This window comes from Bacillus sp. Nf3 (genome assembly GCF_003028545.1).
GTDB lineage: Bacteria > Bacillota > Bacilli > Bacillales > Bacillaceae > Bacillus > Bacillus safensis.
In genome coordinates this window covers 588045-610452 of record NZ_PYUA01000001.1, presented here as the reverse complement: position 1 = coordinate 610452, position 22408 = coordinate 588045, and the positions used below count along the sequence as shown (strand labels likewise).

The window sequence follows — 22408 nt, the reverse complement described above, 5'->3', positions numbered from 1 at the left end:
TCTCCTTTTCATATTAGCGGGAGACCGCATGTTTTACCTTACGCATCAGCTGCATCCGCTCTCGTTTCGTTCCTGCAAACACATACAAGTAGCCCATATAGAGAATGAAACAAAGCCCGCCAATACAAAACAGCTCCCACCATGAAGTCACGTTATATACCGCTTGAATTCCTGCGCAGGCGCCCCAAATAAATAGCGCTCCTGTAAGCGGAACCAGCGTATGCTTGTAAAAGATGGTGCGTTTCTGATTCGTGATGCTAGCCGTATAAAATGGCAGAAACACGATATTTTTGATCAATAAAACAATTGCCCCCGCTGATGCAATGCCATATAAACCGAGCTGCAGCATATGAGTCAATCCATAGGCAAAAAGCACATTAGACACACCTAATATAAGAGTGACAACCGCAGGAACTTTAAAACGATTAAACACGGTTGGCACATATGTGAGCGGTAAAAACATCAAGGTCAAACATAAATAAGCCGCATGAATCATGAGAAGCCATTTCAGCTCCTCAAAAGCAGGGCCAAGCCATAGAAGCATGAGCGGACCAGCGAGACCTCCTAAAAGCGCGGCTGGGAACGCAACAAATAAGCCGCTCCACTTAATAGCATTTGCAGCATATTGAATGAGCCCCTCTTTGTCGTGATTCGAATAAAATTTCGTGATTGTTGGTGCAAACACAACGGCCAGTGTCCCTGCCAGTGTGCGTAATAATAATGGAAATTGTAAAATCGCCGCATATTTGCCTGTCGCTTCAGCTCCAATGAGCAAGTTGGTCATCAATAAATCAATTTGTAAAAACAACAAAATCCCCATTTGCTCAAATGAATGCCAGACCCCTGATCGAACAAGGGTGAGACTAGACGATAACGAGACATGCCGCCACTTAAACGAAAACCAAGGGATGAGTTTTTTAAAATAATAGATACCGATCCCCATAGCCGCTAAGCTTCCAATGACGGCCGCAAGTGGAATATGCCAAATGGCTGGTGTCGTCCATGTAAACAGGATGACAATCATCAGTGCTCTCAGAAACATTTGAATTGCCTGTCCAACACTTGATACATAGAGCTTATTCGCATAAAACGGTGCAGCCCCAATGCCAGACATGACGAAATTGAGCATAAATAAAAGACCCCCTAAAATAAAGGCGGTCTGTGTGTCTTTTGCGAGATGATCGGGCACATGAAGCCACTCAACCAGCTGATGAGATATGAAAAGACAAAGCAAAAAGAGACTAATAGATAGTAAAAACGAACTGACGAAATAGGAAGCGAGATAGCGCTGCGCCTTCTCCATCTCTCCTTTATGAGCCGCCACAGAAAAAAAACGCACAACAACCGCACTTAACGAAGCGGTAATGACCGATAAATAGTTGATCATGTTTTGCGTCAGATGGATTAAGCCGAATGCTTCCACTCCAAGCGTATGAACAATATAAGGTGTTAAACAAACAGACATGAGCATCATCAGGACAAATGTGATTAAGTTCGCACTGGCATTATAAAGAAACGCTCGATTCATTGTGCTTTCACGCAGCGTTTAAGAGCCCTCATCCAGCTTCCTCTCCCTTTTGACCACTTGTTTTCATCAGCTGATGAACGGCCTCTTTCACAGCGGTCTCATTTGGTTCTTTTAAAAGGGTCATAAACGGAAGGTGAGCCACCCACTCAAATCCCTCCATCACCTTATGATCAAACGACCTAAGGACAACACATGGTGTATGAGTGATCGCACAAAAGATCATGCCATGCAGACGATCTGTCACGACGACCTGCGTTTGTTTTAACTCCGTCCACAAAGACGTTAACTCCTCCAAGCGAGTTGTTCGATCGACCCGTCTGCCAATTGTCGTTGTGATCAAACCGACTTGATCATATGTCTCTTGGATATACTGCTGCAGCTGCTGGCGCTCCTCCTTTGTGAGATATGCTTCTTGATCCTCACGCAGACAAAGCAGAACCCCTTCACGTGTTTCATCCTTTGATGATTCGTCTAATGACAGCACCATATCAGGCTGTTTCCACACATCTTGATCAGGAAAATGCTGCTTCATCCATTCATAGGTTGTTTGATCTCTTGCCATGAGGAGCAGTCTTGGATGCTGCTTATACGTGTGTATGGCGCGGCGCTCCTCCCTTTTCCCTTTCTTTGTTTCTGTAAAATGCACAGTAGCAGGCAGCTGGATCATGGGATAGGACTTGAAGGTCTTGATGATAAATTGTCTCGTCCATTCTTCGTACCGGTATAAATCCCCCATATTGCCCCCACCGATCATACAGACGATGTCTTCTGGATGCCGGCTGCGCTTTAGCGGACGGGCAAGGCGATAGATCTCTTTCATGTCCACTTCTATGATGTCATAGGCTGGAAAGTGTTTCTTTAAAAAACAATAACTCGCATAGGCAATCGCATGATCCCCTAAATTATCATGGCCCGGCAGCAGCGTGAGAATGATTTTCTTCTGATGACTCAGCTCTGGCAGCCTTTGGCGGCTCAGTCTATACTCAAGCGGATATTTGACCTTTAAGAGCAGCCACTCTGCGGTTTTTGCCTTCATTTGCTGCACTGTCAATCCCATCACCCCTATTTCCTTGTCTGATATTCGATCCATTTTTGATAGCTAGATGCCGCGGCAGAAAGCGGATAAACCAATCGGCACTTAGCAAGAAATAAAATCATTCGCTTTCGTACTGTGAGCTTCGAAGGTTCCACTTGTTTGACGGCATGCTGAAAGGCATCATGTGTGACCATTTCACGCATGTGATCAAGCTTTTCCTGAATAGAGAGATCATTTTGGCTCTTCCATTCGTTGAGCATACAATGAAGCGTATGATTGACGATAAAAAAGTCTAATGCTTTCTCATACAGAGAGAGGTCATCATGCTCTTTTAAAAAAGAGCGCTGTGCATGATAAAAGGTCAGTCCATGATGAAAATACTGCTTCTGATACCGCTGTACAATAGATGACAGATGAACCCTGTAATAATAAAGAGGCTCATGAACAAAAGCGATGCTGCGTGCTAAAGAAAAACAGCGCAGCGTCACATATTGATCTTCAATGTTCTCAAGCTCCCCCCGCAGCGGAAATCGAATGTGATGTTCTTCCATGAAGGCACGCCGATACAGCTTATTCCATGAGAATCCAGTCAAGTCTCCGTGTAATAACGCTTTGATTAAATCCGTTTTTTCGGCTGACCGCTTCTCTAACAGCGTTGTTGGTATCGTTCGCTTTGACTGTTCAAATTGAATCCAATACTCACTCACAACAAGATCTGCCCCAGTCATTTCGGCTTTTTCGTACATGGCTTCACAGTAATGAGGAGCGAGAATATCATCTGAATCCACAAAGGCGAGGTACGTCCCTTTCGCTTCCTCGATGCCCCTGTTTCTCACAGCGCCTAACCCTTGATTGGATTGATGAATCACCCGGAAACGCTCATCACGCTTAGCAAACGCTTCAAGCCATTCACCGCTGCGGTCGGTCGATCCATCATTGATAAGAATGACTTCTATATCGGAAAAGCTTTGATCTGCAATTGATTGAAGACATTGCTCCACATATTGACTCGTATTGTAAACTGCGACCAATAGACTGATAGCTGGCATTACAGCATGCCCCACCTTTCTTCAAATCTACTTTGTAAATATCGTTCTATACGGCAAAACCGAAGAATCGAACGGCATCAGCATGATGCTGTACAGAATATAGCAAACAGCAATCCCTACATACATAAACACATTAGACCGCTGATCAAAAATACGTGTGAAATATGGCAGTAAAATGAGCTGATACAAGCCAAAATAAATATGAAATCTTGCATAAATGACATCCTTCGTTGCAAGGATGCCAAACAAGAAACCAAGCAAACAAAAATTCACAATGTAATCACTCTCAGGTGTCAGCTCACGAAGTCGTTTTCGATAAAAGAAAGCGAGCAGAAGCGGCAAAATCAAGACACCGATTTTTGTCACATTCATTCCATTCGTATTCGTTGTGAGCCATTCCTCGTAATGACCATATGAACTTCCTTGCAGCATCACGACAAACACTGAGACAAAACGGTCATAAAGCGCGGTTAAGCCTAAGAAAATCAGGCATAAGAACAGCATCATCCAAGACCAAGCCTTTGTCCTCACAATAAAATACACAGGAATCATGATGAGAGCCGATGAATGAAACAATGAACATACAAGGACGAGCGGAAAATACAATTTCCACTGACCATTGATCACCAACCGGATGGCATAAAAAAGAATCGCTGCCACCATATACTGACGCATGCCATTAAATGACGCATAATAATGAAAGGTCCCAAGAAAAAGCAGCATACTGAGCTCAAATGGACGGCCATATTGAATAAGCGTCTTGATAATAAAAAAATAAGTAATGGCTCCGACTGAGATATACATGATTTGCGGATCATGAGACAGTTGATTAAGCATCCATAAAATAAACGTAAACCCTGGATCCGTTGCGGCTTTATCTACACCGACTCCAAATATATGCCAAGGCTTTTCATAGTTGATGGAGAACTCATACATCTGTCCATATGTGACAAAATCGGTTCCTACTTTATACCGAATACCAGACACGATACAAAGAAACAAAAACGGAAAAAACACAAGAAGCTTGTTAGGCCGCCATCCGCTTTGAATGGTATCATCACGTCTGCCGTAAAATGCGGCAAAGCTCGACCATAAATAGACCATGATCATGTTCACCAAATAAACCGTCATCTGCCCTTCCTTCCTTACAGTCCATATAGATTCATCACACGTGTAATATTCTGTTTCACATCAAATCCTCTTTGTTCAAGCTGTGAGGTAATGGTCTCTTGAAGAGGAGATTCTGCATGATATGCTTCAAGCACCGCCTTCATCCATTCATGCGCGGAATCTCGCAGCGACATCCTTTTCACAAGCCCGCAGCCTAAATCTACTTCCTCTGTAATATGATCTGAAATCACACAAGGCAGACCAGATGCCTGTGCTTCCACTAATACAAGCGGAAGACCTTCAAACAAGGAAGGCATCACAAAAACATCAAATGCTTTCATATACTGTGGAACGTCTGATACGACGCCTGTAAAGACAATGTCCTCCATCAAGCCTGCCTTCTCCGCATACGATTCGACTACTTGCTTCAGTGGTCCATCCCCTACGAGAACAAGCTGAAATGAAACCCCTTGCTTCTTTAAAGTCTGTGCCAGCTCCATAAAAAAAACATGATTTTTTTGTTCATGGAACCGCCCAATATGACCGATGACCATGTTTTTTTCGCGAAGACGGAGCTGCTTTTTGATCTCTGTCTTTTCGTCTGGATCAGGCTGAAAAAAAAGGGATAAATCAATCCCATTTGGCAGCACCTCAACTTGCCCGTTCTGCATTTTTTTCTGTCCAAATAAAAAGACTCCGGCATCCTCGCCGCATGCAACAAGCTGTGTAGAGAATGCAAAAATCAGCTGGCGAAACCCTTTGAGCATCATATGATCCAGCCATTTTGGCGACTGCTTCCACGCTGTATTATGCGAATGGCAAATGCGCACCTTCACACCCGCTAGTTTTGCAGCAAATGCGGAGAAGCCTGTCTGAAAATCCGTATGTGCATGCACGGCCTGATAGGGTCCTGTTTGCCTAATTGTCTTTGTCAATGTTTTCACAAAAACAACCGGAGAGGACGCCCCAATACTAGGGACATAAAAGACGCGTCCCCCAAGCTCGCGAATTTCCTCATCATAATCACAGACGTCCTGCCGGTGGGTAATGAAATCAAATTGAAGGACATTCCTGTCGAGTGCACGATAGATGTTCATAATCATCGTTTCAGCTCCGCCGCGGTTCATCCCGCCCACAATATGAAGCACGCGCTTTGGCTCACTCATCCCGAACAGCCCTCCTCTTCAGCATAGACGACGCCAGCTTCCGGCGATGATAAAGCTTCATGATCTTCGGTGACAAGCAGGCACGGACCACCGGCTTTAGAGCAAATAAATAGTCAAGCGGTGATAGCTTTAATAGCCAGCATGCTTTCAAAACGAGCCAGGCATTATCCATCGAATATCGAAACTTTCGCCGCTGAAAGGCTGCTTCATCCTCTCTCACAAGATATAACGGCTCTTGTAAATTAAAGCCTTTCCTCCCAGCAGCAAAAAAGCGGATCCAAAGATCGATATCTTCCATCCGCCTTGTTGTTTTCACAGAGCGATAGCCATTTAAAGCTTTGTAAGCAGAATCCCTCATCATAATGGTCCCATGACAAAAAGGAGCCCCTCTTGCCATCACCTTCCGATCAGGCTCTGAAACAAGTGCCCGCACACCCTTTGTTCCCGTTTCATCAAAAACCGTCATCGCCGTACCGACCACATCGTATTCAGGATATGTATCGAGGAAATGAACCTGTTTTTCTAAACGAGCAGGCACCGATAGATCATCGCCATCCTGCCTTGCAATCAACTCTCCCCTCGCTTCAGCCAGACAGCGATTGAGACTGGCAGCGAGCCTTTGATTTTCTTGATTACGGATCAGGCGAATTCTTTCAGGATGTCGTTTTGTATAAGACAGCACCTTCTCATAAGTGCCATCTGTTGATGCGTCATCACATATAATGAGCTCCCAGTTTTCATATGTTTGATGAAGAATGGATTCAATACTTTCTTCTACTGTCTCTTGGCAATTGTAGACACCCATGATAATAGACACCTTTGGTTTACGCATGCTGTATCACCTTCTCTGCTTGATCCATATAAATTGTATAAATTTCTTCCATTGCACTGACCGTCTGCTCCTGTGCAAATGCATGAGCGATAGATCGTCCCGCTTTTCCCATGAGAAGCAGCTGATCCTTTTTGTCATAGAGCTGCTGCAAGTAATCAGCTAAACCATTCACATCTTGCGGTTTAACTAAAAAACCATTGACGCCATGTTTGACAAGCTCACAATGCCCTCTATTCTCCGTTGCAATCACGGGTTTTTCTGCCGACATCGCTTCAAGCAGGTTCATGCCGAGCCCTTCTCTCAAGCTGGCGGAAACACACACATTGCTCATATGTATCCATTCCTCCATTTGTTTGCAAAACCCAGCAAATTTGACATGCTTTTCAAGCTGGAGCTGGCGGGTAAGCTTTTCATAGTTTGGCCTCATTGTCCCTTCCCCGGCAAACACGATCTTTATATTTGGTATTTTCCTAGACAGCTGTGCACATGCTTTGATGAGCATTCCTTGATTTTTATTCATGTTTAATTCGCCAGCACACAGCACGATAAAATCTTCCGCAGAAAGGCCGTAGGCTGCGCGAAGACGCTGCTTCTCTTTTTCATCGACTGGTGCGAACCGTTTCATATCCACACCCATACCGGGCACATAATAAACAGATGTCCGCTCTTTTGATAGACGGTCTGCTCTTTTAAAATCCTCTCCATTAATGGTGATCAGTGCGTCTGTATAACGGGCAAGAAATCTCTCAATCGGATAATAGAGCAGCCAGTTTTGAAGCGGCGCCCCCTGCCAAAAATGAAAGCCATGTGCCGTGTAAAGAACCTTCGTTCCTTTTTTGCGCGCGCCTTTGGCCGCAAGCCTGCCAATGACACTTCCCATTGGTGTGTGGCAATGGATGAAATCATAGTGCTCTTTCGCTAACAGCTTCTTCAGTTCTACATACGCAAGCCGGTTGCGGACATGAAAAGGAGATCGCTGAATCGGAATCGAGTGAGCTTGATTCACATAGGGCAGCTCCAGCTGGCCATTTGCCACTGTATGCACTTCCCATCCTTTTTCCTGAAACCACCGGAAATATGGAAGATGAAAGGCCTTAAAGTGATAATCAACCGTTGCGCAAAACAAGACTTTTTTCTTCATTGGCAAGCGGATCCTCCTCTCGTTTCATCTGTTCGGACAACATATCATGCGACTCAATGGCAGCAAATAATGCTTGTCTCATTTGCTCTTCACTCATCATGTCAAATTCATGGATAAAGCGGTTCAACACATATGGGTCACCATCCAGCGCATGGCCGATATGAATTTTCGGGAAGATTTGCTCCTGTGCTTTTTCATGCTGGTTGAGTAGTTCTTCGTACATTTTCTCCCCAGGACGAATGCCTGTGAAAGTGATCGGAATCTGGTCTGTGGTGTAGCCTGAGAGGTGAATGAGGTTTTCTGCGAGGTCTACGATTTTCACTGGCTCCCCCATATCTAAAACAAAAATCTGTCTTCCTTCTGCCAGTGCACCTGCCTGAATCACAAGCCTTGATGCTTCTGGAATGGTCATAAAATATCTTGTCATGGCTGGGTGCGTAACCGTCACCGGCCCGCCTTGCTCGATTTGTTTCTTAAAAATAGGGATGACGCTCCCCCTGCTTCCAAGTACATTTCCAAATCGAACGGCGACAAATTTTGTTTCGCTGCTTGCCCCCATTTGCATAATCAGCATTTCAGCAAACCGCTTAGTGGCTCCCATCACATTGGCAGGGTTGACTGCTTTGTCAGATGAGATGAGGACGAATGTTTCAATGCCGTGCTCATGCGCGGCTTCTGCGACATTTTTTGTCCCGATAATATTGTTTTTCACGGCTTCTTTCGGACTGATCTCCATGAGCGGAACATGCTTATGTGCCGCGGCATGATAAATCATATCTGGTTGAAACTGACCAACGATTTCACTCATTTTCTGTTTATCTTGAATATCCGCAATTTGTGGATAGAGTCTGATGCTGTCTCCATATAATTCTTTCAGCTCTAGTAAAATAGAATGAATGCTAAATTCTCCATGTCCCACAAGTACAATCGCTTGAGGAGCAAACACACAAATTTGACGGCAGATTTCTGACCCAATTGACCCGCCTGCCCCTGTGACCATGATCGTTTTTCCTTTTAAATGTACAGATAGACGGCTCGTATCTAATTGAATCGGTTCTCTCCCTAGTAAATCCTCTGGCTGTACATCCCGTAATTGATTCAGCGCATGGGTTCCCTTTAGAATCTGATCCATTTCCGGCATGATCTGTGTTTTGACTCCGGTCGCTACACACTCCTTATACAGCCCTTTTAAGGTGTGGCTGCTTTTGGACGGAATGGCGATGATGATCTTCTGAATATCCATCATCACAACAGCTGTTTGAATTTGTTCTTTTCCTCCTATGACAGGCAGACCCATAATTTCAAGCCTATGTTTCGTCTTGTCATCATCGATGAAGGCGACTGGCTCAATATGTACATCACTCGATTGCTGTAGCTGACGAACGAGCATGGTCCCCGCTGATCCGGCACCAATGATTAATGCCCGCTCCTTTTCTGCCTGAAGCCGCTTTGCCCCATCATGAAATAGTCTAGAAGCCATACGAGATGCACCGATGAATAAGACATGAAAAAGCCACACGATGAATAAAAACCGAAATGGCCATGTCTGCACGAAAAGGTACAGCATCGTCATCGAAAATAAAAAAGAACACACAAAGGTCTTCATTAAAGAAAATAACTCTCTTACTCCCGTATAAGCCCATACTTGCTTGTACACATGAAATATGCAGGCAAATAGATGGTGCCCAATGAGCAGACTGAGTGAAGAAATGGCGAGCATTTCAAATGTATAAACGGTTAAAGCCGCCTCTTGGACAAATTGAAAACCAAAAAAGACGGCAACTAAGATGAGATATGAATCTAGTGCTACGATGATTGATAATCTTTGGGCGTAAGTCAACGCTCCTCCCCCTTTTTAAAGCATCACTATTCTTACGTAACATGGGCATCAAACCCGTCCTCACATCCCACTACTGATGACGAGCATCTAAGGCACCGGTTGTGCCCACAGCAGGATCGAGTGCCTCCATTGTTAAAGATTAGGAGACATCACCTATCAATCTTTTTAATACATGTACAGCCTGCCCTTTTTCTCTTTCTTGCCATTTAGCATAGCTCCAAGCAGTTTACTTGTTGTTCCCTCTAATACTTCTTTTGATTTCTTCACAGCAGCAATCTTTGTTTTGCCGCTTAAGACAACGAGAATGCTCCCATCCGTCCGATTCGCCAAGATCTTTGCATCTGCAACTGGCAGAAGCGGCGTGGAATCAACAATCACCATGTCATATTGCTGTTCAATCTCATAAAATAGCTGCTTCATCACAGAAGAGGAGAGCAGCTCAGCTGGATTCGGCGGAATGGTTCCGCTCGGAAGCAGCTCTAAATGTTCAATCGGTGTAGGTAAAATAGCTTCTTCCAAGCTGCAATTATTTAATAGCACATTTGTCAAACCGGTGTGATGACTCAGGTCAAAATATTCATGAACGGCCGGCTTTCGCAAATCAGCGTCCATGAGCAGCACCCGCTTGTTCTGCTGTGCAAAAACAGCTGCTAAGTTTGCAGCCGTAAATGATTTCCCTTCCTTCGGCAAGGAGGAGGTCACTAATATCGATTTCAGCCTTGTTTGGATCGATGTGAATTCGATGTTTGTTCGGATCGTACGGAATTGTTCCGCAATGACAGAGTGAGGATTTAATACAGAAATACAGGATAAATCTCTCTTTTCTCTCTTCTTCCTCTTAAAGATCAATGTTCTGTCCTCCCGTTATGACGGACTGCTTGTCTTTTTTGGCCCTCCTGTCTGCCTGCATCTGATAGACACTGCCTAGGGACGGCAATCCGATCTCTTCTCTTATTTGATGTGTTCGTTTTACAGTATCATCGAGTAAATTCATTAAGAAAATGAGTGTCATTCCTCCTAATAAAGAGGCGCCTAGTGCCAGAACGATATGAACGAATTTCCTCGAATTCATCAGAATCGTGTTGGACAGCTTGGCTTCAGACAAAACATTAATGCGATCCATATTCATCGTTTTTTTGATTTCTTCTTGCAGCACCTCTGTTGCCGTATTCGCAATGGCGACTGCCTTCGCGCGATCCTCATCTTGTACAGAAATATTAATGACCTCAGACTCATTTTCTGTACTTGTGGCAATTTTGTGTTTTAGTCCTTCTGCTGATTCTGTGAGATGGAGTGTTTCTTTTACTTTTTCAATGACGATTGGGCTTTTTAATAAAACTTGAAAGGTACGTGTATATTGAAGGTTCATCTGAATATCGTTTAAATCTGCTTGTGCGTCATTGCTGCGTTTATGAACAAGAATTTGAGTGGTTGCCTGATATACAGGAGTCGAGACATAGAACTGATAATAGGCTGAAATGCCCGTTACGATCAGGACAATCAGGATCAGAAGGGCCATTTTCTCTTTAATGACAGAAAACAGCTGCTTAAAACCTATATTCTCATTCATAGATACCTCCCGATTTCATCATAAAAAGGTTATATATGGTTTCTTTTTGTTAATGATTGGATTATAAAAGATAATACCCGCAAAGAAAAATGTCATAATAGGTCTTATAGTTCTTTTTAAAGAACGAAATCGTTCGTTTTCTTTTGTTTACTTCCTGATTCTTACGTTTTTGAATTTTATAAAGAACAATTTATTTCTTATAATGAACGAAAAGGTCGCAGAACTATTCGCCGGGGAGAAGGGAGATCATTGATCGAATGATAGGCAAGGTGATACGCATTTACCGAAAGAGAAAAGGATACTCGATTCAGCAGCTGGCTGAGGATGCTCATGTCTCTAAGTCATATTTGAGCAAAATTGAGCGTGGTGTCCACAGGAATCCATCTGTCCAGTTCTTAAAAAAGGTATCCTCTTCATTAGAGATTGATTTACAAGAGCTGTTTGATGCAGAGACGATGATGTTTCATTACACTGAGAGTGATGAACACGAATGGCGGGAGCATATCGTCAATGCCGTCCAAGCCGGGATGCCTAAAGAAGAGCTCTATCAGCTGCTCCAAACGTACCGAAAGGAGCAGGAAGAAAAGTCGATACATGTCACCCATAGAAAGCTGACTGACTCAAATATCGCAGAATGGAAACGTCTAATGAGTGAAGCGAAGGCAATTGGCTTAAGCATTGAGGAAGTAAAAGCTTTCCTCAACAACATGGGAGAACGCCGGGCGTAAGCCTTTCAGGAAGAATGATTGCGGGGAGAGGCGTTTGACGCTTCGATGAAAAAGAGCCTTTGATTCATGAAAGGCTCTTTTTTCTCTTATTCTTCTTTTTTTGTTCGTGCTTTTTTCGTTATATCATTGTTTTTCCAATAGGCCCATAGTGATGTAATCCCCAGAAAGGCCAGCGTGATGAATTGCTGAACGCCTTCTTCATCAATAGGAATTGGGCTTTTTCCCGCAGCGGTTAGCGCACTGTTAACAAGCGCCAGTAAAAGCAGCACAAGCCTTGCAATGGTACCTGCACTAATTTTTTGAACCTTCAACTGTAACCCCTCCCTTTCCTCTTCTCACGGGCGGTATTGCTCGTTCTCTCTCATATGTATGCAGCGGCCGAATGAATAGAAGAACGAATCAAAAAAAGAGACATCATTCCTATACGCGGAATGATGCCTGATTTCATTTGCTATTTATTTAGAAAACATCTCTTTTGCTTCATCCAATGCCATTTTATTGCCTAGAGCTGAGTAATCGAGCCATGGCTGATCGGCAATCGGATAGACTTGGTTTTTCTTCACTGCTTTTAGACCCTTCCAAATCGGAGTCTTTTCTAATTGCTTGAATGCCTGCTGCGCTTTATCATCACGGTTGACGACAACAAAGATCGCATCAGCATCATAGTCAGGAAGAACCTCTTGAGAAATCACTTCAAATGGGCGCTTGCTGTCCAGCTTTTTCACACCATCGACAGGTGTCAGGCCTAAATCATCGTATAAAATAGGACCCATTGGGCGCTTCATGCTAAATACGCGTAGCTCCTTTGCTGTCACGCGGATCGCCATGACTTTTCCGTTTCCAATCTTTTTCTTGATGAGCGATTTGACTTCTTTTGCTTCTTGATTGTAATTCTTAATATATTGGTCCGCTTCTTTTTCTTTATTGACGTGTTTGGCGATTTTTTTCAAATGATCCCGCCATGTGCCATCATTTAAATTAAACACTTCTGTTTTGGCGATCTTCTTATATTTCGATAAATCTTGTCCGGCTAATTCTTCATCAACATAAATGACATCTGGTTGTAACGCAAGCAGTGATTCCATATCTGGATCAGATGCAATACCGAGCTTCTTTGTGTGACTCAGCTGCTTTTTCGCATGTGGAAGGAAATCTTTTAAGTCTCCCCCTACAACAGAGCCCGCTGGTTTAATACCGAGGGCTAACAAGTCATTTGTTAAATGAATGGACAAGGAAGCAATCTTTGGTGTTCCATTGGTCTTTTCATTTGTTGTATTCTTTGTTTCCTGTTGTCCGCAAGCGGCAAGCAGCAAGAAACAGAGCGTTAATCCAAACACTAGTAGTTTTTTCATGATGAGTTCCTCTTTCATGTTTATTTCGTTTTAGTTAATAAATAGAGAAAATACGGGGCACCGATAAAGGCCACGACCACACCCGCTGGTATGGCATTTGGAGCAAAGATGGATCGCCCGATTGTATCGGCACTGACCAAAATCAACAAGCCAAGCAGCGCACTAACTGGTAAAAAATACTGATGCAGTGACCCGACAAGTCGTCTAGCCAAATGCGGGGCGACGAGGCCAATAAAGCCAATACCGCCTGTCATCGAAACACTTGCACTCGCGAGGCCAACCGCTAATGTCAGCAAAAGGAGACGTTTACGCTGGACTCGTACACCTACACTTGAGGCGACAGCATCTCCTAATGTCAATGCATTGAGCGTGTTTGACTGCATCAGTGTAAGCGGCACAAGGCAGACAATCCAAGGCAGAAGTGCCAGCACATGAATCCAGTCTCTCCCCCATACATTGCCCACAAGCCACCTTGAAGCAAACGTGTATGTATCTTCATCCAGCTTCAATGACAAATATAAGGTGAGTGCACTAAATCCCGCAGCAACCGCAATTCCAACTAAGATCAGCCGGATAGGAACAAGCCCTTCATGCCGGTCATATGCAAGAAGCACGATGACCGCTGCCGCAAGCAGTCCGCCTCCAAATGTAAAGAGCGGAATAAGAAGAGACGGATTGCCTTCAAGTGCGTGAAAATATGTCACAAACACAATTAAGCCAAAGGCTGCCCCTGCATTCAATCCAATAATCCCAGGATCGGCCAGTGGGTTACGGGATAAGCTCTGCAAAATGCCGCCAGCAATGCCAAGACCAATACCAGCTAACATCGTCACCACGATTCGAGGCAGACGATAGTCAAACAGCACCGTTTCACTTTGGAAATCTCCAAAGCCAAATAACGTCTTGACGACCATGACAGGGCTTAGTTTCAGCGTACCCGTATTTAAACTATACAGCACAACAGCCGCACTCAGGCAAAGCAAAACGACTGTCACGACAAGAGCACGCTGCTTCTCTCTCATGACAGGTTCCTCCCTTCTTTTCTGGCAATGTATAAGAAGAAAGGAACACCAACAAGTGCCACCATCACACCAATGGCAAGCTCTCTTGGCGGATTGACTGTACGGCTGGCAAGGTCTGCAAAGACAAGCAGCATTGCGCCTAATATCGCTGACATCGGAATAACGAAACGATAGTCTACACCAACAAGCTTTCGTGCAATATGCGGGATGACGAGACCGACAAACCCAATCGACCCGACTGCTGATACAGAAACCCCTGCTAATAACACAGCAGCGGTCATGCCTAGTATTCGCACTTGTCGGGTTTTCACCCCTAAATTCGCCGCTGTATCTTCACCGAGCGATAGTAAGGAAAGTGACCGACCTAATAGCATTGCCCATACGATCACAATCAGAATGACCGGAGCAAGAATCGTCAGCTGCGTCCATTTCACACCAGCTACCCCGCCTGCATACCAAAAAGCCAGATCCTGACTCAGGTCAAAATAAATCGCGATCCCAGAGCTGAGCGCATGAAGCAATGCGGCTACAACCGCTCCTGCTACAGTGAGGCGCAGCGGTGTCAATACGCCGCCAGCCGCCCCAATCGCAAAGATCAGCAGCGTACTGAGCACAGCACCAATAAAGGAAAAAAACATCAGTGCTGAATAAGGCATTCCTGGGAAAAAAGCAAAACAGAGAGCGACCACAAACATCGCACCGCCATTAATGCCCAAAATCCCCGCATCTGCCAGTGGATTTCTTGTGATGCCCTGCATAAGAGCACCCGCTACGGCAAACGCCGCTCCCACTAGAGCTGCCCCTAAAACACGAGGAAGTCTTAATTCATGGATGATCTGCTGCTCTGTAATATTTGACTGGTAGTCAAATACAGCTGTCCAAACCGTTTGCAGAGACAATGTTTTTGCACCGTATGACACAGCAAAAAACATGGCAGCCGCTAAACCAATGACGGCGAGGAAAAATATCAAAAAGAACAGAATATGTGATGATCGTTTTTGTTGAGGTGTTCGCTTATCCTGCAAAATCGGTGTCATCCTTTTCTTCATTAAAAGTCAGTTTGAAAATGAGAATCATAATCAACAAAATTATAGCCGCCAGCCTCTAAAAAATCAATGTACACCCTATTTTTTAATTAATGAAGGTATGTGCGGAGCAGAGAAAGGAGATTTCTTTTTGCCGCTCAGAACGGCCTATCATTTTTTCTCATAGTTTAATAGGAAAATAGTTGACATTTCGCATGAATATCCCCTAAAATTACAAAAGTAAGTCAAATGTTATAAAAATATTACAAACAGATGTCAAACTAATAAAGAATGACCCGTCATGAGAGGAGATTTGAAAGTTGTGTCAGTAAAGGGAAAATGGAGTATCGTCCTATTTGCGCTTGCAGTCGTCATTGGAGCAGTTGCTTTCTTTCAAAATCAACAAGCAAGCGGTACAGAGAAGAAAAATGTAAAGCAGGATACGAACTATAAAAACGTAGAAATTGTCACTCTCGTAAATGACGGGAAATTTATGAGATATGCAGTCAACTATCCTCTTTTTCATCAAAAAGAGCTAGATGACAAGATTCAAAGCTATGCCAATTCAGCATTAGAGCATTTCAAAAAAACATTCAGTGAAGCAAAGGATATCGATGAACATAAACGCTATGAACTGAATATTGATTATGAAATGGTGCATTATGCAAAGCAGTCTGCTGCCATTCGTTTTACGACCTATACGTATACTGGTCAGCAAAATGGAACCACCAATCATCTCACGATTAACTTTGATTTTCAGAAAAAAACCTTTCTTGACACAAAAGATTTATTTCTGCCTAAAACCAATTATTTAAAGAAATTATCCTATATTACATATACGGAGCTTCGAAAGGATAAAACCTTATCTAAGGATCAGCCTCTCCTTCAGAAAGGAACAGCCCCTGATGCTCAAAACTTCAGTCAGTTTGCCTTGAAAGACAAATATGTAGAATTTTATTTCCCTGCATCTCAAGTAGCCGCAGAGGATCTTGGTCCGCAAACACTCGCAATCAAAAAGACATTACTGAAAGACATATTAAAGCCAGAATATATGGATAAAATCAAAAATAAAAATGAAATGAAAGAACCGAACCCAAAAAGAAAAGCCGTCAAGCTTCCGCAAAAATCAAAGCTTGACCCGAATAAAAAAGCCATCGCACTCACATTTGATGATGGACCGAATCCAGCGACAACTTCAAAAATTTTAGATGCACTGAAGAAAAATAAAGGACATGCCACCTTTTTCGTCTTAGGCAGCAGGGTGCAATATTATCCTGGAATGCTTGCCGACATTCTAAAAGGCGGGAATGAGATCGGAAACCATTCCTACAATCACCCTTTATTAACAAGACTGCCTTTAGAAGAAGCCGTGAAACAAGTGAAGGACACCCAGCAGCTGATTGAGAAAGCAAGCGGATATACACCTACGCACTTTAGACCGCCATATGGCGGTACAAATCAAGACATCAATGAGGCGATTGGAATGAAGGTCACTTTGTGGGATGTTGATCCTGAGGATTGGAAAATCCGCAACAGCCTGCAGATCACAAACCGCGTTCTCTCACATGCAGCAGATGGCAGAACAGTGTTAATGCACGATATTTATGAAAGCTCAGCTCAAGCAGCAGTAAAGATCATCCGTGAACTCACCAAACAAGGCTACCAGCTCGTCACAGTGAGTGAACTTGAACAATTAAAAAAAGAACGACATGAACAAACCCCTGTAGAGTAAACAGGGGTTTTTGTTTTATGACTCCAAAGACTTTTTTTGCTTCAATAATGCTTGAAATCTCTCTTCAAGCTCTTGCGACGGCTCAATACTTAAACGACTGAGTACTTCAGACAACTCCATATCAATTAACAGAAGCTCCTCTGCTCTATTTGTCACAGCAGGTTTTTCTTCCTTTTGTTTATATGCTTCATATGTGCCGTCAAATCCTTCAATACGTTCCTCATGAATATGGAAAATACGAGTGGCAACCTCCTCAATCAGCCTGCGATCGTGGGAAACAAACACAACGGTACCTGGATAATCCTTCAAGAGACCTTCAAGTGCTTCAACTGCGGCCAGATCTAAAAAGTTCGTCGGTTCATCCAGCATGAGAACATTGGCATCACTGACGAGTAAGGACGCAAGCATCGTTTTCACCCGTTCTCCCCCGCTTAATACGCCAACAGGCTTATGCACATCATCCCCTCTAAATCCTAGTCTCGCCAAAACCGTTCGAACCACTGTCTCTTCTTGAACCGCCTCTTTCAGCGCATTTTGTAAAATCGATTCATCTACCTTCAGTCCTGAAAGATCCTGACGGAAGTACGCTAGCTTGACGGCCTCTGAACGAGTAACTCCGGGATATCCATTCACTAACATACGGAGAAATGTCGTTTTGCCGCTCCCGTTCTTTCCGATAATGGCAACCTTGTCTCCGCCCCTCACTTCCACATTCGCCTGCTTCCAAAGCACTTTATCGCCCGCCTTGCCATCTACATTTTCCACTCGCAAAATGGTACGGCTTGCTACTTCCTTCATCGTATGCTGAGTCATTCGGATCGGCTGAATGTCCTTTACTTTCTCAACCTTTTCTAATTTTCCCATCCTGGTTTCAATGGATTTGGCTGTTTTTTGCAGCTTTTTTTGCTTATTTGCATAGTAGGGTTTTGCAATTTTAGGTCCTGAGGATTTCACCTTTTGGGATGGCTTTGTCGCTTTGTCCGCCTTTTTCTTTTTCTTTTCCAGTGCATGCTCTAATTGTTTTTTCTTTTGTGTATAGGCTTCGTACGCTTCCACCTGCTGACGATGTGCCAGCTCTTTTTGCTGTGCAAAATGTGTGTAGTTGCCTTTGTAATGATGAAGCTTCCCATGATCCAGCTCCCAAACCTCCGTACATATCGCATCTAAAAAAGCACGATCATGTGAAACAACAATGAGAGCTCCTTGATAATGACGCAGCTTATCTTCCAGCCACTCAATATGCTCTGTATCCAAATGAGTTGTCGGTTCATCTGCTAATAAAAGGGCTGACGGCCGGCTTAATGCTCTTTCAATATAAGTCTGGGTCATTTCACCGCCACTCTGTCTGCCATCTCCTTGTTTCAATTGTGGAAGCAGTGTACAAGTCGCTGTGGCGGCCACCGTGCCGCTGTCTGGTGTTTCCTGCCCCGCCAGCACATGCAGTAAAGTTGTTTTGCCGCTGCCATTTGTCCCTACAAGACCAATGCGATCATCTTGATGAATGGCTAGTTCCTCAATATCAAATAACAAGCGATCTTTTCGTAATACTTTTAACTGATTGGCTTTTAATAACATCCAATCCTCTCCTTTCATATCAGGAGACATGAAAAAGCCTCCCATTCTCAGAATAGGAGGCAAAATGGTGTACAAAAATAAGCGGATTGATCCAGTATGATGTGTTGTTCCAATTTGAACACACACATCCCACGTATCAATCACCTCATTCTTTGATTCCCAAGCTGTACCATCCTATTCCGAAGCTAAAAAATGAAAACGCAGCAAACATGGCAAACCGATCGTTTGCTCACTGCCTTCGTTTATTCATTTTGCTTACAGGTCATAGGATTAGTACTTCATTGCATTGGGTCACCCTTCCGTCGTTTGTTACGTATACGATAAAAGATTGGTTATTTTTTGTCAAGCTGAAAAGGCATAAGTGAGTCGATTAACTGGAGTGTAAATGGATGGGACACTTCAAACAGTTCGCCCTTTTTGCATTCTTCCACTAGGCTTCCTTCATGTAAAAATAGGAGACGGTCACATAGATACACCGCTGCTTCTACATCATGAGTAATGAGAAGGATGGTCATGTCTAGCTCTTGTTTTAATGTCTCAAGCAGCTCCAATATTTGTACTTGAACAGAGACATCCAGTGAGCTCAAGACTTCATCTAGTATGAGAATGGATGGGTGCGTTGATATGGCTCGTGCGATGCACACTCGCTGGAGCTGACCGCCGCTTAGCTGATGAGCATATTGATTCAGTACAGACGAGGGCATTCTGACTTGCTGAAGTAATGACAAAACTTTCTGATCCAGATTTTGATTCTGCTTTAACAAACGCATCGGTTCTGCTACGATCTCTTTCACCGTAAAGGAGGGATGAACAGAAGATAGATAATCCTGAAAGACAATACTCATTTTCCCCCGATTTACTCTCCGCCACTTGTCAGCTGGCATGCCATCAATCTGTACCTCGCCTCCATCTATTTTTTCTAAACCGAGCAGGATACGTGCCAATGTACTTTTGCCACTGCCGCTCTCACCGACTAATCCGGCACATTGTCCTTTTTCAATTTGAAACGAAACGTTTGATATGCGTTCTTTTGATTTCTTTTGATGTGAAAAAAGACCTTTCTTCTCGCCCTGTTTGACTAGATTTAAAGCTGTGATCAACATGGAAACGCCTCCACTCTCTTCTGCTGCCGCAGTGCTTTAATAGGAGCAGATAATCGAAGCCTCGTCTCCAGTAAATGCTTTGTTTGGGGATGCTCGGGTGATGTGAACACTTCCTTGGCTGACCCATGCTCAAGCATTACTCCTTGGTGCATGACCATCAACTCATCGGCGATTGCCTGAACGACGCCTAAATCATGCGTTATGACGATCAAGGTAACACCGGTTTCTTCCTTTAGCCTGTGTAATTGTCTGATGACTTCACGCCGATTAAAGGCATCAAGCGATGCAGTTGGCTCATCTGCAATGATCACGTTAGGAGAAAGCATCATCGTGATGCCAATCATCACACGCTGAAGCATTCCTCCAGACAGTTCATACGGATATTTTTTCATCAAATCATATGGATTTTTTAAATGAACACGTGCAAGCCCAGCCATAGCATGTGCTTTTGCTTCTTTCCCGCGTAAGCCCAAATGCTGCTGAAATGTTTCCATTATTTGATGACCAATCGTTTCGATGGGATTGAATGCATTCATAGCATCTTGTGAGATGAAACCTATTCGTTTCCCCCGCCATTGATGCGCTTCTTGATTTGTCAATGTTTTGCCGTCAAAAATAATCGTTCCTTCCACTTCTAGCGAAGGGGCGACAAGGTCAATTAACGCTTTTGCGACAGTTGATTTTCCACTGCCACTTTCTCCAATGACGGCTAAACAGCGTTGTTGGTGTAAAGAAAATGTGATATTCGTCACTATATTCTTTTGCTTCTGTGGATCATGTACGGACAGATTTTTTACGTCGATTAAAGGCAAATGACCTCCCCCCTTTCTTTCTGGTATGATGCATGGCAGGATTCGCGGCATGCTGAAGGCTGTCTCCTAAAAAGTTCAACGCCATGACCACAAACAAGATGGCAAGTCCAGGCGCAAGCATATGGGCAGGATGTGTCACCATGACATTCTTCGCCTCGTTGAGCATCATACCCCATTCTGGTGTAGGTGCACTCACACCTAACCCAAGAAAAGACAGTGCTGATATATTTAAGATTACCCAGCCCGCATCAAGTGTCGCAAAAACAGCAATTTCTCCTGAGATGCGAGGAAATAGATGTCTCTTCAATATGTAAAAGGGTGTGCCGCCAGACACCTTTGCAAATTGAACAGAAGGTTCATTCGCATATTGAAGGACAGACGAACGAATCATCCTTGTATACCAGGCCCATTTCGCTAGGACATTCGCCAAAATAATATTGAATAGTCCAGGTCCGAGTATTCCCACAACCGCAAGAATCATCACCTCTGCTGGAAAGGAAAGCATAACATCACACAGCCTCATCAAAACCCCATCCACCTTTCCTCGAAAGAATCCCGCCATGAGTCCAAGTACACTGCCAATGAGCATCGTGATACACATCGTCAGCATGGCCGCAAGCATTGTTGTCCGAATGCCATATAAAAGCCGAGACAATACACATCTCCCTAGATGATCCGTTCCAAGTGGATAAGTAAGACTGATACCGGCATATTTTTGAAGAATGTTCGTATTTGTTGGGTCATGTGGTGCTAACACTGGTGCAAGCAGTCCCGCTAATGCGACAAGTGCTAAAAGCCAGATTGAAAGAATCGCCATACGGTCTTTTCTTAATTGATGCCACCCTATCATCGTTGTCAGACCTCCTTTCGCAACTGCGGATTCATGGTCATTTGGATCACATCAGCGATGAGATTGCACATAACAAACAGGAACCCCATCACAAACAAATAGGCTTGAATAATAGGGAAATCAGCATGGAAAATAGCTGATACACACAACCGGCCAATCCCTGGCCAAGCAAAAAGGTTCTCAATAATAACAGTTCCCGCAATGAGCTTTGGAATAGACATGCCAAGTGCTGTCACCGCTAATTGCAGGGCATGCCTCATGACTTTCAGTTGAACGGTTCGTTCCTTTAAACCACGTGCTCTTGCGTAAAAAACAAAGGGCTCGTGCTGAAATTTTAGAATTTGATTGCGTATCAGTCTCACATAGGTCGATAAGTAGCCAAATGACAATGTGACAGCTGGAAGAAGAATCGATTTGAACCCTTCCATTCCACTCGTATTGACCCAATTGAATTTGACAGAAAAAAGCCAAATCAACAAAATCCCCAGCCAAAAACTAGGCATTGAAGCGGCGATAAACACAAAGGCTCTCAATATCCGGTCCACCCAGGAATGAGCAGCATATGCACAAATCACCCCGAACAACAAACTGAGCAATATGATCAAAAAGAGCGCTGATCCTGCAAGCTGCAATGTAGCAGGCAGCGCCTCCATGATAAGATTAAAAACCGGCTCCTGTGTGACATAGCTCTTACCAAAATCACCTGTTAATCCATCTTTAAGCCATGTGGCATAGCGGATGAAAAACGGCTGGTCTAAGCCTAACTCCTGACGCATCGATTCAATCATTTCTTCTGTTGGTGTGACTTGATTCACCCGCAAAGCGACCTCAGCTGGATCACTTGCCCGCATCGTCAGCAGTACAAAAGCAAAGAAGGTGATGAAGATCATAAGCGGGAAAAGCATCAATATTCGTTTTAAGAGATAGCGAGTCATGT

General features: G+C 43.9%; 21 protein-coding genes. 2 read left to right on the top strand and 19 right to left on the bottom strand.

Features of this window, described 5'->3' with window-relative positions:
- Positions 1-13: 13 nt before the first annotated feature.
- The 10 genes from C9414_RS02995 to C9414_RS02950 all read right to left on the bottom strand — a co-directional run bounded on the left by C9414_RS02995 (position 14) and on the right by C9414_RS02950 (position 11272).
- Positions 14-1528, bottom strand: coding sequence for an MATE family efflux transporter (locus C9414_RS02995; RefSeq protein WP_107163042.1), 1515 nt, complete (start codon positions 1526-1528; stop codon positions 14-16).
- 28 nt (positions 1529-1556) lie between these two features.
- Entirely contained in the window at positions 1557-2585 is a 1029-nt protein-coding gene (locus tag C9414_RS02990; protein ID WP_052196536.1) for a polysaccharide pyruvyl transferase family protein, read from the bottom strand.
- 5 nt (positions 2586-2590) lie between these two features.
- Positions 2591-3613 (bottom strand): glycosyltransferase family 2 protein, encoded by a 1023-nt coding sequence (locus C9414_RS02985; RefSeq protein WP_107163041.1) that lies wholly within the window; start codon positions 3611-3613, stop codon positions 2591-2593.
- Positions 3614-3640: 27 nt separating this feature from the next.
- The gene (locus C9414_RS02980) at positions 3641-4744 is read right to left on the bottom strand and encodes an EpsG family protein (RefSeq protein ID WP_107163040.1); all 1104 of its coding nucleotides are present in this window, start codon (positions 4742-4744) and stop codon (positions 3641-3643) included.
- Between the two features lie 14 nt (positions 4745-4758).
- Positions 4759-5889 carry a glycosyltransferase family 1 protein gene (locus C9414_RS02975; protein ID WP_107163039.1) on the bottom strand — a complete coding sequence of 377 codons (1131 nt, stop codon included), beginning with the start codon at positions 5887-5889 and terminating at the stop codon, positions 4759-4761.
- The gene (epsE, locus tag C9414_RS02970; protein WP_107163038.1) at positions 5882-6721 is read right to left on the bottom strand and encodes a glycosyltransferase EpsE; all 840 of its coding nucleotides are present in this window, start codon (positions 6719-6721) and stop codon (positions 5882-5884) included. Before epsE ends, C9414_RS02975 begins: the two co-directional genes overlap by 8 nt.
- Complete coding sequence (locus C9414_RS02965; RefSeq protein ID WP_107163037.1) at positions 6714-7862, bottom strand: glycosyltransferase family 4 protein; 1149 nt, start codon at positions 7860-7862, stop codon at positions 6714-6716. The genes epsE and C9414_RS02965 overlap by 8 nt, the downstream gene beginning before the upstream one ends.
- Positions 7828-9702: a polysaccharide biosynthesis protein gene (locus C9414_RS02960; RefSeq protein ID WP_047203005.1), complete on the bottom strand. Its 1875-nt coding sequence runs from the start codon at positions 9700-9702 to the stop codon at positions 7828-7830. The genes C9414_RS02965 and C9414_RS02960 overlap by 35 nt, the downstream gene beginning before the upstream one ends.
- Before the next feature lie 165 nt (positions 9703-9867).
- Entirely contained in the window at positions 9868-10551 is a 684-nt protein-coding gene (locus C9414_RS02955; protein ID WP_024423527.1) for a CpsD/CapB family tyrosine-protein kinase, read from the bottom strand.
- Positions 10541-11272: a YveK family protein gene (locus C9414_RS02950; RefSeq protein WP_024423528.1), complete on the bottom strand. Its 732-nt coding sequence runs from the start codon at positions 11270-11272 to the stop codon at positions 10541-10543. Before C9414_RS02950 ends, C9414_RS02955 begins: the two co-directional genes overlap by 11 nt.
- A 257-nt stretch (positions 11273-11529) precedes the next feature.
- Between C9414_RS02950 and slrR the strand changes: the two genes are divergently transcribed.
- Positions 11530-12000, top strand: coding sequence for an HTH-type transcriptional regulator SlrR (slrR, locus tag C9414_RS02945; protein ID WP_047203006.1), 471 nt, complete (start codon positions 11530-11532; stop codon positions 11998-12000).
- 86 nt (positions 12001-12086) lie between these two features.
- On the opposite strand, the gene C9414_RS02940 is transcribed toward slrR, so the two are convergent.
- The 4 genes from C9414_RS02940 to C9414_RS02925 form a co-directional block, all read right to left on the bottom strand.
- Positions 12087-12311, bottom strand: coding sequence for a phage holin (locus C9414_RS02940; protein WP_008347764.1), 225 nt, complete (start codon positions 12309-12311; stop codon positions 12087-12089).
- 144 nt (positions 12312-12455) lie between these two features.
- Positions 12456-13355, bottom strand: coding sequence for an iron-hydroxamate ABC transporter substrate-binding protein (locus tag C9414_RS02935; protein ID WP_047203013.1), 900 nt, complete (start codon positions 13353-13355; stop codon positions 12456-12458).
- A gap of 17 nt (positions 13356-13372) precedes the next feature.
- Positions 13373-14374, bottom strand: a complete 1002-nt coding sequence (locus C9414_RS02930) for a FecCD family ABC transporter permease (RefSeq protein ID WP_065214796.1) — start codon at positions 14372-14374, stop codon at positions 13373-13375.
- Complete coding sequence (locus C9414_RS02925) at positions 14371-15399, bottom strand: FecCD family ABC transporter permease (RefSeq protein ID WP_181286096.1); 1029 nt, start codon at positions 15397-15399, stop codon at positions 14371-14373. Before C9414_RS02925 ends, C9414_RS02930 begins: the two co-directional genes overlap by 4 nt.
- Positions 15400-15721: 322 nt before the next feature.
- Here C9414_RS02925 and C9414_RS02920 point away from each other — a divergent pair, with 322 nt between their 5' ends.
- Positions 15722-17131, top strand: a complete 1410-nt coding sequence (locus tag C9414_RS02920; protein WP_107163035.1) for a polysaccharide deacetylase family protein — start codon at positions 15722-15724, stop codon at positions 17129-17131.
- Between the two features lie 15 nt (positions 17132-17146).
- On the opposite strand, the gene abc-f is transcribed toward C9414_RS02920, so the two are convergent.
- The 5 genes from abc-f to opp1B form a co-directional block, all read right to left on the bottom strand.
- On the bottom strand, positions 17147-18706 hold the full coding sequence (abc-f, locus tag C9414_RS02915) for a ribosomal protection-like ABC-F family protein (RefSeq protein WP_219909112.1): 1560 nt from the start codon (positions 18704-18706) through the stop codon (positions 17147-17149).
- Between the two features lie 332 nt (positions 18707-19038).
- The gene (locus C9414_RS02910) at positions 19039-19809 is read right to left on the bottom strand and encodes an ABC transporter ATP-binding protein (RefSeq protein WP_107163033.1); all 771 of its coding nucleotides are present in this window, start codon (positions 19807-19809) and stop codon (positions 19039-19041) included.
- Entirely contained in the window at positions 19803-20621 is an 819-nt protein-coding gene (locus C9414_RS02905) for an ABC transporter ATP-binding protein (RefSeq protein WP_047203871.1), read from the bottom strand. The genes C9414_RS02910 and C9414_RS02905 overlap by 7 nt, the downstream gene beginning before the upstream one ends.
- Entirely contained in the window at positions 20584-21471 is an 888-nt protein-coding gene (gene opp1C, locus C9414_RS02900) for a nickel/cobalt ABC transporter permease (RefSeq protein WP_107163169.1), read from the bottom strand. Before opp1C ends, C9414_RS02905 begins: the two co-directional genes overlap by 38 nt.
- Positions 21472-21476: 5 nt before the next feature.
- Positions 21477-22406, bottom strand: coding sequence for a nickel/cobalt ABC transporter permease (opp1B, locus tag C9414_RS02895; protein WP_107163032.1), 930 nt, complete (start codon positions 22404-22406; stop codon positions 21477-21479).
- Between the last annotated feature and the right edge of the window lie 2 nt (positions 22407-22408).